This is a genomic window from Fervidibacillus halotolerans (genome assembly GCF_026547205.1).
In the GTDB taxonomy this organism is placed as follows: domain Bacteria; phylum Bacillota; class Bacilli; order Bacillales; family Caldibacillaceae; genus Fervidibacillus; species Fervidibacillus halotolerans.
Map to the genome: position 1 here is coordinate 1,712,238 of NZ_CP106877.1, position 16,684 is coordinate 1,728,921.

Annotated in this window: 16 protein-coding genes and 1 riboswitch; of the genes, 1 reads left to right on the top strand and 15 read right to left on the bottom strand. The window is 39.4% G+C overall.

Annotated features, from left to right (window positions below; all coding sequences use genetic code 11):
* Positions 1 to 59 precede the first annotated feature (59 nt).
* From racE to OE105_RS08270, 7 genes are all read right to left on the bottom strand, one after another.
* The gene (gene racE / locus OE105_RS08240) at positions 60 to 893 is read right to left on the bottom strand and encodes a glutamate racemase (RefSeq protein ID WP_275419722.1); all 834 of its coding nucleotides are present in this window, start codon (positions 891 to 893) and stop codon (positions 60 to 62) included.
* An 8-nt stretch (positions 894 to 901) separates the two neighbouring features.
* Positions 902 to 1,324 carry a MarR family winged helix-turn-helix transcriptional regulator gene (locus OE105_RS08245; protein WP_275422141.1) on the bottom strand — a complete coding sequence of 141 codons (423 nt, stop codon included), beginning with the start codon at positions 1,322 to 1,324 and terminating at the stop codon, positions 902 to 904.
* Between the two features lie 215 nt (positions 1,325 to 1,539).
* Positions 1,540 to 1,764 carry a helix-turn-helix domain-containing protein gene (locus OE105_RS08250; RefSeq protein ID WP_275419723.1) on the bottom strand — a complete coding sequence of 75 codons (225 nt, stop codon included), beginning with the start codon at positions 1,762 to 1,764 and terminating at the stop codon, positions 1,540 to 1,542.
* Positions 1,765 to 2,163: 399 nt separating this feature from the next.
* On the bottom strand, positions 2,164 to 2,646 hold the full coding sequence (locus tag OE105_RS08255; RefSeq protein WP_275419724.1) for an acyl-CoA thioesterase: 483 nt from the start codon (positions 2,644 to 2,646) through the stop codon (positions 2,164 to 2,166).
* Positions 2,647 to 2,759: 113 nt separating this feature from the next.
* On the bottom strand, positions 2,760 to 3,524 hold the full coding sequence (gene sdhB / locus OE105_RS08260; RefSeq protein WP_275419725.1) for a succinate dehydrogenase iron-sulfur subunit: 765 nt from the start codon (positions 3,522 to 3,524) through the stop codon (positions 2,760 to 2,762).
* 20 nt (positions 3,525 to 3,544) lie between these two features.
* On the bottom strand, positions 3,545 to 5,296 hold the full coding sequence (gene sdhA / locus OE105_RS08265; RefSeq protein ID WP_275419726.1) for a succinate dehydrogenase flavoprotein subunit: 1,752 nt from the start codon (positions 5,294 to 5,296) through the stop codon (positions 3,545 to 3,547).
* 108 nt (positions 5,297 to 5,404) lie between these two features.
* A complete protein-coding gene (locus OE105_RS08270; protein WP_275419727.1) occupies positions 5,405 to 6,016 on the bottom strand; it encodes a succinate dehydrogenase cytochrome b558 subunit in 612 nt (203 codons plus the stop codon).
* A gap of 301 nt (positions 6,017 to 6,317) precedes the next feature.
* Here OE105_RS08270 and OE105_RS08275 point away from each other — a divergent pair, with 301 nt between their 5' ends.
* On the top strand, positions 6,318 to 6,764 hold the full coding sequence (locus OE105_RS08275) for a YslB family protein (RefSeq protein ID WP_275419728.1): 447 nt from the start codon (positions 6,318 to 6,320) through the stop codon (positions 6,762 to 6,764).
* Between the two features lie 254 nt (positions 6,765 to 7,018).
* Here the strand turns inward: OE105_RS08275 and OE105_RS08280 are convergent, their stop codons facing one another.
* The 8 genes from OE105_RS08280 to OE105_RS08315 form a co-directional block, all read right to left on the bottom strand.
* Positions 7,019 to 8,251 (bottom strand): aspartate kinase, encoded by a 1,233-nt coding sequence (locus OE105_RS08280; RefSeq protein ID WP_275419729.1) that lies wholly within the window; start codon positions 8,249 to 8,251, stop codon positions 7,019 to 7,021.
* A 182-nt stretch (positions 8,252 to 8,433) separates the two neighbouring features.
* Positions 8,434 to 8,616, bottom strand: a riboswitch (Lysine riboswitch).
* A 69-nt stretch (positions 8,617 to 8,685) separates the two neighbouring features.
* Positions 8,686 to 10,470, bottom strand: coding sequence for an excinuclease ABC subunit UvrC (uvrC, locus tag OE105_RS08285; protein ID WP_275419730.1), 1,785 nt, complete (start codon positions 10,468 to 10,470; stop codon positions 8,686 to 8,688).
* Positions 10,471 to 10,714: 244 nt separating this feature from the next.
* Positions 10,715 to 11,029: a thioredoxin gene (trxA, locus tag OE105_RS08290; protein WP_275419731.1), complete on the bottom strand. Its 315-nt coding sequence runs from the start codon at positions 11,027 to 11,029 to the stop codon at positions 10,715 to 10,717.
* Between the two features lie 355 nt (positions 11,030 to 11,384).
* Positions 11,385 to 12,362, bottom strand: a complete 978-nt coding sequence (locus OE105_RS08295; RefSeq protein ID WP_275419733.1) for an electron transfer flavoprotein subunit alpha/FixB family protein — start codon at positions 12,360 to 12,362, stop codon at positions 11,385 to 11,387.
* A gap of 27 nt (positions 12,363 to 12,389) precedes the next feature.
* A complete protein-coding gene (locus OE105_RS08300; protein ID WP_275419734.1) occupies positions 12,390 to 13,163 on the bottom strand; it encodes an electron transfer flavoprotein subunit beta/FixA family protein in 774 nt (257 codons plus the stop codon).
* A 60-nt stretch (positions 13,164 to 13,223) separates the two neighbouring features.
* Positions 13,224 to 13,997, bottom strand: a complete 774-nt coding sequence (locus OE105_RS08305; RefSeq protein ID WP_275419735.1) for an enoyl-CoA hydratase — start codon at positions 13,995 to 13,997, stop codon at positions 13,224 to 13,226.
* A 65-nt stretch (positions 13,998 to 14,062) separates the two neighbouring features.
* Positions 14,063 to 14,656 carry a fatty acid metabolism transcriptional regulator FadR gene (locus tag OE105_RS08310; RefSeq protein WP_275419737.1) on the bottom strand — a complete coding sequence of 198 codons (594 nt, stop codon included), beginning with the start codon at positions 14,654 to 14,656 and terminating at the stop codon, positions 14,063 to 14,065.
* A gap of 205 nt (positions 14,657 to 14,861) precedes the next feature.
* The gene (locus OE105_RS08315; RefSeq protein WP_275419738.1) at positions 14,862 to 16,562 is read right to left on the bottom strand and encodes a long-chain-fatty-acid--CoA ligase; all 1,701 of its coding nucleotides are present in this window, start codon (positions 16,560 to 16,562) and stop codon (positions 14,862 to 14,864) included.
* Between the last annotated feature and the right edge of the window lie 122 nt (positions 16,563 to 16,684).

Consider the following 16,684-nt stretch of genomic DNA (forward strand, 5'->3'; position numbering starts at 1 on the left):
TTATGACCGATACCCGTAAATATTAATTATCCTTAACTCAATGTTAAATCCATACACTATTATTTTGAAGAAACCTCTCGATTTACTTGAACATTTGATAAGTTAATCGATTGAACGTCGATATTCTCTAAACATAACCAACTTCTCGCTATTTCTTTAAAACTTGATACACAACCGGTTGTAAAAAAACGATATTTGGGCTTTATATTTGTATCATTTAACGATTTCGTATGATCTAGAATAACGCTTGCTTCTCGAGCCGTCTCCTCTCCAGAGCTAATAATTTGTACATCATCCCCTAAATAATCACGGATTAACGGTTCTAATAGCGGATAATGGGTACAACCTAAAATTAATGTATCAATATCCTTCTTTTTTAATGGTGCCAACGAATTTTCGACGGTTTTTTCTGCAATCGGTCCAGACCATTGTCCACTTTCCACTAGAGGGACGAACTCCGGACAAGCGAGCCCGTAAACGATTGTACGTTTTTGAATCGATTGCAAGGCGGTTTCATACGCTTTACTCCCAATCGTCACTTCTGTTCCGATGACACCGATTCGATTTTTACTCGTCCCTTTAATCGCTGCTCTCGCTCCCGGATGGACGACACCTAAAACGGGTATAGAGAGTTTTTTGCGAAGATGTTGAAGGGCTACGGCAGTGGCCGTGTTACAAGCAATAATTAACATTTTTATTTGAAACCGTTCTAAATATTTTGTCATTTCTATCGTAAATTTCATTATTTCTTCCTTCGGTCTCGAACCATACGGACAGCGGGCCGTATCACCGATATAAACGATCGATTCATTTGGTAATTGTCGGATAATTTCTTTAACTACTGTCAAACCGCCGACGCCTGAATCGATGATACCAATTGGATTTTGTTTCAAAGATCTCTTCAACCTTTCATATTTTCGTGTAATTTCTTTAAATTTTTCTGTAAAACGACGATTTCTTCAGCGGAAAAATTCTCTAATATTTCCTGTAAGTACACCTGTCTTTTTTTTATAACTTCGTCAATCACTCGTACCCCTTCTTCTAATAAATGTACCCGAACAACCCGGCGATCCTTTTCCCCTTTTACCCGTTTCACCAATTGATTTTTTTCCATTCGGTCGATCAAGTCCGTCGTCGTACTGAACGCTAAATACATTTTTTGAGAGAGCTCGCCGATTGTCATATCTCCTTCTTCAAACAACCATTGGAGAGCGACAAATTGGGGTGGGGTTATCGTATAATTACTTAATATCTCCCGCCCTTTTTGTTTAATGATTCCTGCAATATATCGTAGATCCCTTTCAATTTCCGCCACGATTTCCATTTCTTTGTTTTTTTCCTTTTCGATATCCACCAAAAAGCCTCCTATATTAGAAAAATAAATCGTTCAACAGAAAACGGATTACATCAAAAAATGTCTATAATTTATTTTCTACTGTTTTTTTAAAAATTTCAAGGATTATATTTTTCTGGACTGTTTACGATTCAATTCATTTGGATAGAAAAACCGGCTCCCCCAAAAGAGGTAAGCCGGTTTTTTTAAAGCTTTAACTCCCCCATGCGGAGAAGTTCGACGACAGCCTGTGAACGCCCCTTTACTCCAAGCTTTTGCATGGCATTTGAAATATGGTTTCGAACTGTTTTTTCGCTAATAAATAATTCCTGAGCGATTTCCTTCGTCGTTTTATCTTGGACGAGCAGTTCGAATACTTCCCTTTCTCTTTTCGTCAATAACGGCTTATAATTGAATTCATTCTCTTTCAAATACGCGAACCCTCCTTGCCTTCGCCAGCTAGAAAACGCGGGGATGGGTATGAATCGTCACCATATCATATGTGAATATGAAGGGGAGAGTGACTGCTATGTTCACCATTCAAAAGAAATAGGCAAAAAACGGGATGATGCCTTGCCTGAAAAGAAAAAACCCTTTCAAAGGGTGACATTCGACCTAATATAAAGGTGGGAGGAGTTCCTTTCAGTCGTTTGGACAAATATGAATGATCATCGTTTCAATGGTGGAATAACAAAGCTAAAAATAAGATGATTAAGGGGAGAACGATGTGGCTGAATTGTTTACCATAAATTGGTACATAATATCTTTTCATTTTATCGCATATATTCACCTTTTCTTTCCTTAACATTTAAACAGAATCGATGATCCGTTTACGATTTGAAAGTTGGTTCTCCTTCTGATTCAAACTGTTTTAATAACATATCTTTCATACCTTGTTTCCACGGTTCGGGCCTGCCGGTTTGCCTGTTCACTTGTACGATTCTTCCCCGACCGGTAAAACAAAGGGTTCCGTCCCCTTTTTTCCCCATATAATGAAGATCCACGGATGATCGTCCGATTTCGTTTACTTTTACATAAACATGAATTCGATCATCGAAATACATTTGTGCCAAAAAATCGCACTGTAGATCGGCAACCACTGGAATCGTCTCATTATCCGGATCGTTCCAATATTCCATGAAACCAAGATATTTTAAGTATTCAATTCGTGCATATTCAAAATAGGTAAAGGGGACGGTGTTGTTAACATGGCCATACATATCCGTTTCATTAAATCGGACTTGAATCGGGCATGAAAATTCAAATTCCTTTTCCCATTTTTTAAAATCGGAAATGTAAGCTATTTTTTTCATCGAAGCCCTCCTGTTTATGAATGACTATTCATTCGTTTTTCTTTGAAAAGTGAGCCGGTCCAAAATACGAACCTTTGGACCAGCTTCATAACCTCTGCCATTCAATTGTCTTATTATGAATAATCACTTCCGAAGAAATTGCGGAACATTTGAACGGTTACTTCTCTGTTCAAAGCTGCGATCGATGTCGTTAAAGGAATTCCCTTCGGACAAGCTTGAACGCAGTTTTGTGAATTTCCGCAATTGGTGATACCACCTTCACCCATAATGGCATTTAATCGTTCGGATTTGTGCATCGCACCTGTCGGATGGGTATTAAATAACCGGACTTGGGATAAAGGTGCAGGACCGATAAAGTTCGATTTGGAATTCACATTCGGACAAGCTTCCAAACATACACCACATGTCATACATTTGGACAATTCATATGCCCATTGACGTTTCGACTCCGGCATACGCGGACCAGGTCCGAGGTTATGTGTTCCATCAATCGGAATCCATGCTTTCACCTTTTTCAATGAGTCAAACATCCGACTCCGATCTACGATCAAATCGCGAACAATAGGAAAAGTTCGCATCGGTTCAAGGGTGATCGGGTGATCGAGCTTGTCGATAATCGCCGTACATGCCTGTCTCGGTTTCCCGTTGATAACCATTGAACAGGCTCCACAAACTTCTTCCAAACAGTTCATTTCCCAAACGACAGGAGTTGTTTTTTTCCCGTCGGCTGTAACCGGATTTCTTTGAATTTCCATCAATGCAGAAATAACATTCATATTCGGACGATAAGGTATTTTAAAGGTTTCCTTGTACGGTTCGGAATCCGGACCATCTTGCCTAGTGATGATTAAAGTTACTGTTTTTGCTTGTTCTTCCATGATCTCCCTTTTCTCCCCTTTCAGTGTTTTTTCGTATAATCCCGTTTTCTCGGTTTAATTAAGGAAATATCCACGTCTTCATAATGGATTTTTGGTGGCTCTTGTGCTCCGACGAATTTTGCCATCGTTGTTTTTAACCATTCTTCGTCGTTTCGTTCTGGGAATTCCGGTTTATAATGGGCTCCACGAGATTCATTTCGATTGTAAGCACCTAATGTAATAACCCGAGCTAATTGGAACATATTTGCCAGTTGTCTCGTGAACATTGCACCTTGGTTGCTCCAACGGGAAGTGTCGTTAATATTAATATTTTTATAGCGTTCCATTAACTCTTGAATCTTTTCATCCGTTTTTAATAACCGATCATTGTAGCGAACGACTGTTACATTATCCGTCATCCATTGTCCGAGTTCTTTATGAAGGAGATATGCATTTTCAGTTCCATCCATTGCCAAAATTTGGGCCCACTTTTCCTCTTCTTTTTTCAAATAGGAATCATACAAAGAAGAAGGCATTGCATCAGAACTTTTTTCCAATCCGTTAATGTATTCAACTGCTTTTGGCCCTGCGACCATACCACCGTAGACAGCGGACAGTAACGAGTTCGCTCCTAGACGGTTAGCACCGTGTTGAGAGTAATCCACTTCACCGGCTGCAAATAGACCAGGAATGTTCGTCATTTGATCATAGTCAACCCAAAGGCCACCCATGGAATAATGAACAGCTGGGAAGATTTTCATTGGCACTTTTCTCGGATCTTCACCCATGAACTTTTCATAAATTTCAATAATTCCACCGAGTTTGACGTCCAATTCTTTCGGATCTTTATGGGACAAGTCTAAATAGACCATATTTTCTCCGTTAATTCCTAATTTTAAGTCGACGCATACATGGAAAATTTCCCGCGTTGCAATATCCCGGGGCACTAAGTTTCCGTACAACGGATATTTTTCTTCTAAGAAGTACCATGGTTTTCCATCTTTATACGTCCAAACCCGTCCACCTTCTCCCCGTGCTGATTCACTCATAAGACGGAGTTTATCATCCCCAGGAATGGCCGTCGGATGGATTTGAATAAATTCGCCATTTGCATAATATGCACCTTGTTGGTAAACGATGGAAGCTGCTGACCCGGTATTAATGATGGAGTTCGTCGACTTACCGAAGATAATTCCCGGTCCTCCTGTCGCCATAATCACCGCATCGGAACGGAAAGTTTTAATTTCCATCGATTTTAAATCTTGGGCGACAATTCCTCGAGTAATCCCCTCATCATCCAAAACGACGCCTAAAAATTCCCATCCTTCATATTTTTTCACCATGCCCGCCACTTCATGTCGACGGACTTGTTCATCTAAAGCATATAATAGTTGTTGTCCCGTAGTCGCTCCCGCATATGCGGTACGGTGATACAACGTTCCTCCAAAACGTCGGAAATCCAATAATCCTTCTGGAGTACGATTAAACATAACACCCATTCGATCGAACATATGGATGATTCCCGGTGCCGCTTCAGCCATCGCCTTAACAGGAGGCTGGTTCGCCAAAAAGTCACCGCCGTAAATCGTATCATCGAAATGTTGCCACGGGGAATCGCCTTCACCCTTCGTATTCACTGCCCCATTAATTCCACCTTGGGCACAAACAGAGTGAGAACGTTTGACAGGAACTAAGGAAAACAGTTCCACTGGTACACCCGCTTCTGCTATCTTAACCGTTGCCATTAATCCGGCCAATCCACCGCCGACAACGATAATTTTCCCTTTATTCATATTTGTGGCTCACTCCTTAAATCATTTTTTTGGAATTGTCCTTGATGAAGACAAAGTAATTTCAATTTAACAGATACTTAAATCAACCGTATTTTCTGATTTTTTTCCTTATACAAAGGCTAATAAAGCTCTAACACCAATGAAAGATAAGCCCACAAATACTAACAGCGACAAATATGTAAACACCCTTTGAGAACGGGGTGAAACTGTCAATCCCCAGCTAACAAAGAAGGACCAAAGTCCGTTTGAAAAGTGAAATGTCGCCGAAAGAACACCGACAATGTAAAAGGCCAACATATATGGATTCGATAAAATATTTTCCATCATTTGGAAATTAACCGGTACATCGTAAAATAAGTTCGCTAATCTCGTTTCCCAAACATGCCATGAAATAAAAATAATCAAGAAAATACCAGTGAATCTTTGCAATACAAACATCCAGTTCCGGAATGTTCCATACATACGGAGGTTATTTTTTGCTGTAAAAGCGATATAAACTCCGTAAATAGCATGATAAACGAGAGGAAGAAAAATAATAAAAATTTCTAAGAAATATCGAAAAGGCAATTGTTCCATAAAGCCAGCTGCTGCATTGAACGCCTCTTCGCCCCTCGTTGCAAAATGGTTAACGAATAAATGTTGTGATAAGAATACCCCTACAGGAATGACACCTAACAACGAGTGCAGTTTTCGATTAAAAAACTCGTGATTCTCTGCCAACTTTAAAGTACCCCCTCATTCTTAAAAAATAATAAACAAAAAAATTTTAAAACTATAACATTTCTGTGACATATACATTTTACTCCTTTCTTTCATAGGCGTCAAGAAAACGGATACACCTTTAGGAATTATCTAAAAATATTTAAAAGAACATTTCAATTGTTTAAAATTCGATTATTTGATTTTCCCTATGTTTTCCTATCCTTCATGATATATTAAAATAATTTTTACTATCGATAAAAATCGTAAATATTTCAAGGAAAATTGATTATAATAGATTTATAGTAAAGGGGGTAAATTTGTGAAAAAAAAGGAAGATGCCGAAATTACAAATATATCGAATGTATCCATACCCGCCTTCGGTTATGGACTCATTCGAGACGAATTGTTAGAAGATTTACTAGGTAAGGATGGACCGGATATATTATATTGGGCAGGAAAACGTTTAGCTAGGAAATATCCCTTATTTTCAATGGAAGAAGTGAAGGAATTCTTTTTAAATGCCGGTTGGGGCGTTTTGGAAATCAAAGAGGAAAAAAAGGACGAAAAACTATTTTCCCTTTCCGGATCGAGCGTCAGTTACCGTCTACAAACAAACACAAACCCTTCTTTCCAATTGGAAGCGGGTTTTTTAGCCGAGCAATTTGTGCAACAAAAAAAGGTGTATGCGGAATGCTATGAACATCCGAGAAAACAAAGCGGAATTGTGAACTTTACCGTAAAATGGGATCGTCTACCGCTTGAATAAAGTCAAGAGGATTTTCCCATGAAAATTCGAATGTATATCTCTCGTAACGGAACTGTCCGAAAAGTCCCTAAGTTGATGAAAAGGAAAGGTAACGGTCTATCCTAGAACAGCACGAGCCATAAACCCCACGAACGATGCGAGTCGAAATGCTGACCCGTGCCTGCGGGAAGGGCCGCGACATAAATTAATTCAATCAAATTTCATTTACGAAGAAAGGGGCTGTACTTTGGGACAGCCCCTATTTTTACGTGAAATTAATAAGCTAGCTCACTGACCTTTTCCAATTGGAAGGCATTATGCAAAAGATCTGATGCTCGAATCATATGTTTTTCATCCAGTACCACGGATATTTTTATTTCAGACGTGCTGACCATTTTTATAAAAATGCCTTCTGCAGATAGACAGGAAAACATTTTCGCCGCTACTCCAGGATTGGAAATCATCTCGGAACCGACGATCGATACCTTTGCCAAACCGGATTCCCACTCCAAATGATCAAATGGAATGTCTTTCTTTTTACTTTCCAACAACTGGATGGTCGCTTCAAGGTCTTCCGTCTTTATGGAAAAGGAGACACTGTTCGGATTCGATTCTGTTGCACTTTGAATAATGATATCCACGTTAATATGATGTTCAGCTAATATTGAAAAAATAGCAGACAAGGAATGGATTTCATTTGGCACTCCGAACACTTTAATTCTCGTTATATCCTTTTCGAAGGCGACACCCCGAACGATTAAATCTTTTTCCATCGATACTACCTCCTCAACAATCGTTCCTTGTTTATTTTCCATACTCGAGCGAACGACGAGGGGAATTTGATAGTTTTTTGCAAATTCCACTGCTCGGGGATGAAGGACGTTCGCTCCAAGATGGGCCAATTCTAACATTTCATCGTAGGAAATGGACGATAATTGCCGTGCTTTTTGAATGTAGCGAGGATCTGAAGTAAACACGCCTGTCACATCTGTAAAAATATCGCAACGATTCGCTTGTAACATCGCGGCCAATGCGACAGCAGTTGTATCTGATCCTCCTCGACCTAAAGTGGTAATTTCTCCATCGGTCGATATCCCTTGAAATCCAGCCACGATTACAATTTTATCCCTTGCTAACTCCTTTTGAATTCGATCGATTTGAACGGATACGATGCGTGCGCGACCGTGAACCGGTTCAGTAACAATTCCAGCTTGCCATCCGGTCAAACCGATGGCATCAAACCCTTGCTCTTGCAAAGCCATCGTAAATAATGCGACAGTGATTTGCTCTCCGGTAGAAAGAAGCAAATCCATTTCTCGACGATTTTCCCTTACGTTGAATTCACTGGCTAAATGAATGAGTTCATCCGTCGTCTTTCCCATTGCAGATACGGTTACGACGACATCGTTTCCCCTTCGTTTTTCCTCAATAACCCAACTGGTGGCTCGACGAATTTTTTCCATTGTAGCAACCGATGTCCCCCCAAATTTTTGTACGATCATCCCCATAAATATTCCCCCATTTCACATAATTAGATTGAAAAAGCGTCCATTGAAAAACTGCTAAAGGCATATCCATGATCGATTAGGCGTACTGTCTTAAGATACATATCACCCTTATCTCTTAATAAACAAAAACAGGCAAAAGGAAAGAAATCCCATTGCCTGCAAATCCGCAAAAAGCGTATCCACAGCGAGATAGCTCTCCAAGAACGACTCATTCTTGACAGTTCCGCATTTATTCAATGACAGAACCAAGAAAAAATAGAAGTGGACTATTTTTTCTTTCGGCGGTCCTCCCCTTTCCATCCCCTTCTCAGAAGTCCATTCTTCTCCAGGAATGTACTATTGAAGTCCGCACCTCTATCCTCACTACGAGTATTGAAATTTCTAAACATTATATCACATAATGAATCATTCGGCAAATCGAAATGTAAAGGAATTTAATCCTCCTCCGACAATTTTTGCAAAATATTCTCCCCTACTTTTTTCGGAATACCGATGGACAGAAATTCTTCTAACGTTGCCTGCTTCATCTTTTTTAAAGATCCGAAATGTTTGATTAACTTCATTTTCCGTTTTTCCCCTACGCCTGGAATGTCATCTAAAATCGATTGGAACATCGCCTTCCCTCGTATTTGTCTATGGAAAGTAATGGCAAATCGGTGAACTTCATCTTGGATTCGTTGTAATAAATAAAATGCCTGACTATTTCGTGGAAGGGATACGATTTGTAACGGATCACCGAATAATAGATTCGATGTCTGATGCTTTTCATCCTTTACAAGGCCTCCGATCGGAATCGTTAAGCCGAGCTCATCTTCTAAAATTTCTTTAGCCGCCTCAACTTGTCCCTTTCCTCCATCAATTAAAATGAGGTCAGGTAATGGTAAATTTTCCTTTAAAACCCGTGTATATCGCCGACGAATCACTTCTCTCATCGAACCGTAATCATCCGGCCCTTCCACTGTTTTAATTTTATATTTCCGATATTCTTTTTTATCCGGTTTGCCGTTTGTAAATACAACCATAGCCGATACCGGATTTGTTCCTTGAATATTTGAATTATCAAAGGCTTCAATTCGATAAGGTGTATAGATGCCCAGCTCTGTTCCTAACTGTTCAATTGCCTTAATCGTTCGTTCCTCATCCCGTTCCATTAGCAAAAATTTCTCTCGAAGTGCCGCTTCTGCATTTTTTTTCGCTAAGTTAACGAGTTCCTTTTTTTGTCCCCTTTTCGGACGAAGGATTTTCACATTGAGCAATTCCTGGAGCAAATCGCCATCCATTTCTTCAGGCAATAAAATTTCCTTCGGTTTAAAGTGGTTTGCTTGATCGTAAAATTGGACGAGGAAGCTTTGCATCTCTTCTTCCGGCTCTCTGTAAATTGGAAACATGGAAGCATCCCGTTCGATCATCTTTCCTTGGCGAATGAAGAACACTTGTACACATATCCATCCCTTTTCAACTGCGTAAGCGAACACATCCCGGTCGACGAAATCGGTTGAAACCATCGTCTGTTTTTCCATCGTCGCCTCAATATGGGCAATTTTATCCCGATAGTCCTTCGCTCGTTCAAAATCCAATTGTTTGGAAGCCTCATACATTTTTTCCGTTAACTGCTTTTTAATCTCCCGGTGTCCTCCATTTAAAAATTTCGTTATCTCATCGGTCATCCTTTTATACGTCTCCTCTGAAACATCGTGGACACAAGGAGCTAAACATTGACCGATATGGTAATATAAACAAACCCGATTCGGTAATGTGGAACATTTTCGCAACGGATACAACCGATCCAACAGCTTTTTTGTTTCCTTTGCCGCATATACGTTCGGATACGGACCGAAATATTTTCCCTTATCCCTTTTTACCTTTCGAGTGATTATGAGACGTGGGTGTCGTTCAGCAGTTAATTTAATAAATGGAAAACTTTTATCATCTTTAAGCATAACATTGTATTTCGGATTGTATTTTTTAATTAAATTCATTTCCAAAATTAACGCTTCAATATTCGAAGATGTAAGGATGTATTCAAAATCGGCAATCTCATTGACTAAGGCTTGGGTCTTTCCGTCATGGGAACCGGTAAAATAAGATCGTACCCGATTTTTTAATATTTTCGCTTTCCCGACGTATATCACGGTCCCTTGCCGATCTTTCATTAAATAACAGCCCGGTTGATCGGGAAGAAGGGCCAATTTCTCTTGTATGGTTTTCCTTCCGTTCATTGATTTCACTCCATCGAGATTCCAATATTTCTTATAAAATTATACATGATTATCGTCTTTTTTCCATCGTCAATAAATTGTAGAAAGTAAGGAAAGGAAGAATATAAGAAACCGCAACAAGGATGAAATAAAGGGGAATTTTAGGGGAACTGAATTTGGCTAAGTTAGGAATGTATAGAAAAATAGAAGGGGTATACCAAAAGCGTTTTCCCTTTGGCATACCCCTCGACATTCTTTTCCATTATTATAAGTGCTTTTGTATAACTTCAACAAGTGCTTCCTTCGGGCGATAACCGATTACCTTGTCAACAATTTCTCCATCCTTAAACAAAATTAACGTTGGAATACTCATAACACCGTATTTTGCAGCAGTTTCTTGATTGTGATCCACGTCGAGTTTCGTAATTTTTACTTTATCGCCTATTTCCGCATCAATTTCTTCCAATACCGGAGCGATCATTCGGCAAGGGCCACACCATGCTGCCCAAAAGTCCGTCAAAACTAGCCCTTTACTTGTTTCTTGCGCAAAAGTCTCATCTGTTAAATGCGTAATTGCCATTGAAATACCTCCTAATCAAAACTTATCTTACGGTCAGTATAACACCGTTTTGTTGCTGAAGCGAATAAAAAGATTTTGAGAAAAACGATTCAAAGTTAGGCAGGAAAAATTGATCGTTACCTGCCTTTTATTATACCCTACCCCCTACAAAAAAAACAATTATTGAAACTCAGATTCGCCTTTCAACGGACTGTAATCCTTTTTTAAATCGTTAAAACTTCGAAAATTTCGTCTTTTTGGCATCAAAAAACCGTTCCGAATTTTTAAACGGAACGGCTCCATAGGAAAGTTTCCCTTTGTCCCAACTGATCTTCTTGCTCCTATTTTAATCGGAACGGACTGAAGGATTCATCGATTAGGCTTCCACTTTTAATTTTTTAAATTCTTCTGTTAATAACGGAACGACTTCGAACAAATCACCGACAATGCCATAATCAGCGACTTTGAAAATATTAGCTTCCGGATCTTTATTAATTGCAACGATGACCTTCGAATTTGACATTCCCGCCAAATGTTGAATAGCACCTGATATTCCACAAGCAATATATAAATCTGGTGTTACAACTTTCCCCGTTTGACCTATTTGCAAAGAGTAATCACAATATCCCGCATCACATGCTCCACGGGAAGCTCCAACTGCACCACCTAATACATCGGCCAATTGTTGGAGTACTTGGAAACCTTCTTCGCTTTTCACTCCTCTTCCTCCAGCTACAATCACCTTCGCCTCTGATAAATCGACCCCGTCACTCGTTTTCCGAACAACTTCTTTCACAACGGTGCGCAAATCTTTTATTTCCGGTGAAAGGGAGGTAATATCTCCCGTTCTCGTTTCATCCTTTGGTAACGAAGGAATATTGTTTGGCCGAATGGTAACGAAAATTTTTTCGTCTGTGAAAATCTTTTTCTCGAAGGCTTTTCCGGAATAAATCGGACGGGTAAAGACGACATTGCCTCCCTCAATTTCGATAGACGTCACATCAGAAATTAATCCGGTGTCTAATTTTGCTGCAATCTTTGGAGACAAATCCTTTCCTAAAGCAGTATGCCCCATGACGATCGCATCTGGGTTTTCCTTTTCTATAACGGCCATAAGCGCCTGGGAAAACGCATCGGTCGTATATTTTGCCAATTGTTCATCTTCTACAATCACTACCCGATCAGCACCGAAATGAATGAGTGACTCTGCTAAAGGTTTGACCGTCTCTCCTAATAAAAGACCGACGACTTCCCCGCCTTCAGCAATCGTTTTTCCAGCAGAAATTGCTTCAAAGGATACATTACGCAAACTACCTTCTTTCCATTCTCCCATCACTAATACTTTTCGTGTCATTTTCAACCCTCCTGTTCGTATACACGATTAAATAACCTTCGCTTCGTTCCTAAGCAAGGAAACGAGTTCCTTTACTTGTTCATCTAATTCTCCTTCTAAAATTTTCCCAGCTTGTCGCTCCGATGGTAAAAAGATTTCAATTCGTTTCGTTTTTGCTTCCACATCTTCCTCATCCAGATCTAAATCATCCAATTCTAACTCTTCCAATGGTTTTTTCTTCGCTTTCATAATTCCAGGCAAGGACGGATATCGCGGTTCATTTAATCCTTGCTGTGCTGTGACTAAAAGGGGAAGGGTCGCTTCAATTTTTTCTTCATCTCCTTCCACGTCACGAACAAGATTTACACGATCTCCATCAATTTGTAAATCTATGATTGTCGTCACGTAAGGAATATTTAGTAGTTCGGCAACTCGAGGTCCAACTTGTCCCGATCCCCCATCAATGGCTACATTTCCTGCAAGAATGAGATCGATCTCTTTTTCTTTCAAATATTCAGCTATAATTTTCGCTGTAGTGTATTGATCCGCTTCGTCAATATCCTCCTCAGTATTAATCAAGACCGCTTGGTCCGCACCCATTGCTAACGCAGTACGTAATTGTTTTTCTGCTTCTTCTCCACCGACAGTGACAACGGTTACATTCGCACCATGTTCTTCTTTAATTTGAATCGCTTCTTCAACTGCATACTCATCATACGGATTAATGATAAATTCTGCCCCTTCTTCGTTAATTTGACCGTTTGATAGGGTGATTTTTTCCTCTGTATCAAAGGTTCGTTTTAAAAGAACATAAATGTTCATGAAATCTCCCTCCTGTATCCGTTTTTCACAAACCCTAGAAATCACGAATCAACGGATTTCTTATTTCCCAGTGAACACGGGTTCCCTTTTTTCAATAAATGCTTGGATGCCTTCCTTTGCATCTAACGTATCGAATACTTCACCAAATAATTTCGCCTCTTGTTCCACGCCTTCGTAAAATTGGGCTGATTTCGTGTAATTGAGTAAGTTAAGTACTGCCTTCATAGAAGCAGGACTTTTTCTTTCAATTTTTTTCGCTAATTTCATCGTTTCTTCAAAGAGGACCTCTTCCGGATATGAGCGGGAGGCTAATTTCCATTTTACTGCTTCCACACCTGAAATCGGTTCACTCGTTAGCATCATTTCTGCCGCTTTCGAAGTACCTACATATTTTGGCAATCGTTGTGTTCCAGCAAAGCCTGGAATGATTCCTAATTGTAGTTCAGGAAGTCCTAACTTTGCCGTATCACTTACGATGCGAATGTGGCACGCCATGGCTAGTTCTAACGCTCCCCCTAATGCAGCACCGTGAATCGATGCGATAATCGGTTTCGGGTACCTCTCCATCCTTTCAAACAATTGCTGCCCTCTTTTTGCCAGTTCGACGAATTTCGAACTGGAACGCACTGTCGTAAATTCTTTAATGTCTGCTCCAGCTGAGAAAAATCTCCCCTCACCTCTTAAAACGAGTACTCGAACGTCTTTATTCGTTTCCAATTCCTTTAATAATTCGTCCAATTCCTCTAACAAAGAGGAAGAAAGAGCATTGGCAGGTGGCCGATCAATCGTAATGATTGCCGTCTTACTTTCCAATTTCCACTGTAAAAATTCCATTTCCCATCCCCCTTTATATAGAATATATCTTTTTATAATGAACCCCTTTGTTTAGAATGATCCTTTTATTTTTTGGAAGGATGACCGCATCCGTTGATCAACATATAATGGACTTTCGGAGCCAGTTCCACCAAATCATACTTCTGTTCATTCATCACCCATGTTGTGACCGTTTCATCGATCGTACCAAAAATCATTTGTCTAATTAAACGACGATCCAATTTAGCATCAAATTCGCCACTTTCCATTCCCTCTTCAATAATTTGATCGATTAAAACTAAATACCCCTTCAAAACTTCATTAATCTGTCTCCGTAGTTCCTTATTTGTTTGCCGCAATTCCAATTGGGTGAGTACTGCAAGCTTGTTGTCTTCTGATAAAATTCGAAAATGATTTTCAATCAACAAATGTAATTTTTCTGAAGCCTTTTTTTTCTCCTTAATTACATTTTCCAAAGACTCGACAAACTGACCTAACTTTTCTCGAAAAACGGAAATTAAAATATCCTCTTTATTTTTGAAATATAAATAGATCGTTCCGTCTGCCACACCTGCCTGCTTTGCAATTTTGGACACTTGACATTGGTGATATCCCTTTTCTGCAATTGTAATAACGGCTGCATCAATAATTTGTTTGTATTTCGGTTTTTGTGTTTTCATGAAATGACACCTTTTCTGTATAAATTTGATAATGGAATAATATTCTTGAAAAACAATTAGAAATATGAATGAATAATCATTCATATTTCTATAATAATTTTTCCGCTTTCACTTGTCAACCGAAATGAGTACTTGTCCTATTTTAAACAGAAAAAAAAACTCAAAAATTGATGATTTACATCCTCTCTATATTTTTTACAATTATTTACGCCTTCTTTTCTTCCAATTGTTGCTGTTTTTTCTTTTCCTCTTCCACAAGCTGTCTTCTTAAAATCTTTCCGACCGTCGTTTTCGGCAATTCATCTCGGAATTCATAAAGCCTTGGAACTTTGTAAGCAGCCAAATGTTTTCTTGCGAATTCATTAAATTCTTCTTCGGTAGCTTTTGCACCTTCTTTAAGAACGATAAATGCCTTTACCGTTTCACCCCGGTATGGGTCGGGTACACCTACTACGACAACTTCTTGGACAGCAGGGTGTTCATAAAAGACCTCTTCAATTTCACGAGGATAAATATTAAATCCGCTAGCGATAATCATATCCTTCTTCCGATCGACGATATAAAAATATCCTTCCTCATCCATATAACCCATATCCCCTGTATAAAGCCAACCATCTTTCAACGTTTGTTTCGTTTCTTCCGGTCGGTTCCAATACCCTTTCATCACTTGCGGACCACGAATCACTAACTCGCCAACTTCTCCAGGTGGTAATGGCTCATCCGTCTCCAACGAGCGAATTTCTGCATCCGTATCCGGCCAAGGAATACCGATACTTCCTTTCACTCTTTTTCCATCCCATAAAAGGTTAGCATGGGTGACCGGGGATGTTTCTGTTAAACCGTACCCTTCAACGAGTTTTCCTCCGGTAAGTTGTTCGAACTTGTTCTGTACTTCTACCGGTAATGGGGCGGAACCACTGATGCAAGAATCGATCGAAGATAAATCGTATTTTTCAATGTCTGGATAGTTAATCAAACCGATATACATCGTCGGTGCACCAGGGAAAACAGTTGGTCTTTGACTTTGAATCGTCTTCAATAAAAGATCAGGCGTTGGTTTTGGAATTAATACAACCTTATTCCCTTGCATAATCGATAAGATCATCACCGTAGTCATTCCATACACGTGGAAAAGTGGTAGTGCGCCGAGTATAACTTCTTCCCCTTCTTTCAATTTGTACAGCCATTCGACACACATACGTGTATTGCTTGCTAAGTTTTGATGGGTGAGCATTACACCTTTCGGAAATCCAGTCGTTCCTCCTGTATATTGTAATATTGCGATGTCTTCTTTGAAATTCACTTTTATAAGGGGATCGTCCATCATCGGACCTTTCATAATATTTGAAAATAAATGGGTATCTCCTCTATGTTCCACTTTGACAGATATTCCGTATTGTTTCTTTTGAATAAAGGGATAGACCACATTTTTTGGAAACGGTAAATACTCTTTAATTTTCGCCACAATAATATGTTTCAAGTCCGTTTCCTTTTTCACCTTCATAATTCGGGGATACAAAATGTCTAACGCGATAATTGTTTTTGCACCGGAATCCTTCATTTGAAAAGCAATTTCCCGTTCCGTATACATCGGATTCGTTTGAACGACAATACCACCGGCAAACAATATACCATAAAAACTGATGAATGACTGGGGTGTGTTCGGTAGCATAATTGCAACCCGATCCCCCTTTTCGATCCCAATCATTTTCAAATATCCCGCAAATCTCAAGGCAGATTCATACAGTTCTCGGTACGTTAACTCCTTTCCGTTGAAATGGATCGCAATTTTTTCTGGGTATTTTTCTGCCGTATTCTTTAACATTTGTTGCAAGGAAATTTCCTCGTAGTCGAGATTCGGAGATATTTCCGCGGGATAATGTTTTAACCATGGTTTATTACTCATATTCTCCCTCCCCTTGTTATCCGAATATTTCACAAGCAATATACCCTTCCATACTATCATATAAAAAGATGTTAGCGGTTACAAGAGAAATGTGCGATAACTTTGAATTGTTTTAATTTGTA

Bases quoted from the DNA above. Each gene is read 5' to 3' on its own strand.
- OE105_RS08305 (WP_275419735.1), bottom strand. From the start codon at position 13,997: ATGGAATTTTTACAGTGGAAATTGGAAAGTAAGACGGCAATCATTACG.
- sdhA (WP_275419726.1), bottom strand. From the start codon at position 5,296: ATGAATAAAGGGAAAATTATCGTTGTCGGCGGTGGATTGGCCGGATTA.
- sdhB (WP_275419725.1), bottom strand. From the start codon at position 3,524: ATGGAAGAACAAGCAAAAACAGTAACTTTAATCATCACTAGGCAAGAT.
- OE105_RS08310 (WP_275419737.1), bottom strand. From the start codon at position 14,656: ATGAAAACACAAAAACCGAAATACAAACAAATTATTGATGCAGCCGTT.
- trxA (WP_275419731.1), bottom strand. From the start codon at position 11,029: ATGGCAATTACGCATTTAACAGATGAGACTTTTGCGCAAGAAACAAGT.
- OE105_RS08295 (WP_275419733.1), bottom strand. From the start codon at position 12,362: ATGACACGAAAAGTATTAGTGATGGGAGAATGGAAAGAAGGTAGTTTG.
- OE105_RS08255 (WP_275419724.1), bottom strand. From the start codon at position 2,646: ATGAAAAAAATAGCTTACATTTCCGATTTTAAAAAATGGGAAAAGGAA.
- OE105_RS08280 (WP_275419729.1), bottom strand. From the start codon at position 8,251: ATGGGGATGATCGTACAAAAATTTGGGGGGACATCGGTTGCTACAATG.
- OE105_RS08245 (WP_275422141.1), bottom strand. From the start codon at position 1,324: ATGGAAATCGTGGCGGAAATTGAAAGGGATCTACGATATATTGCAGGA.
- OE105_RS08300 (WP_275419734.1), bottom strand. From the start codon at position 13,163: ATGAACATTTATGTTCTTTTAAAACGAACCTTTGATACAGAGGAAAAA.
- OE105_RS08315 (WP_275419738.1), bottom strand. From the start codon at position 16,562: ATGAGTAATAAACCATGGTTAAAACATTATCCCGCGGAAATATCTCCG.
- uvrC (WP_275419730.1), bottom strand. From the start codon at position 10,470: ATGAACGGAAGGAAAACCATACAAGAGAAATTGGCCCTTCTTCCCGAT.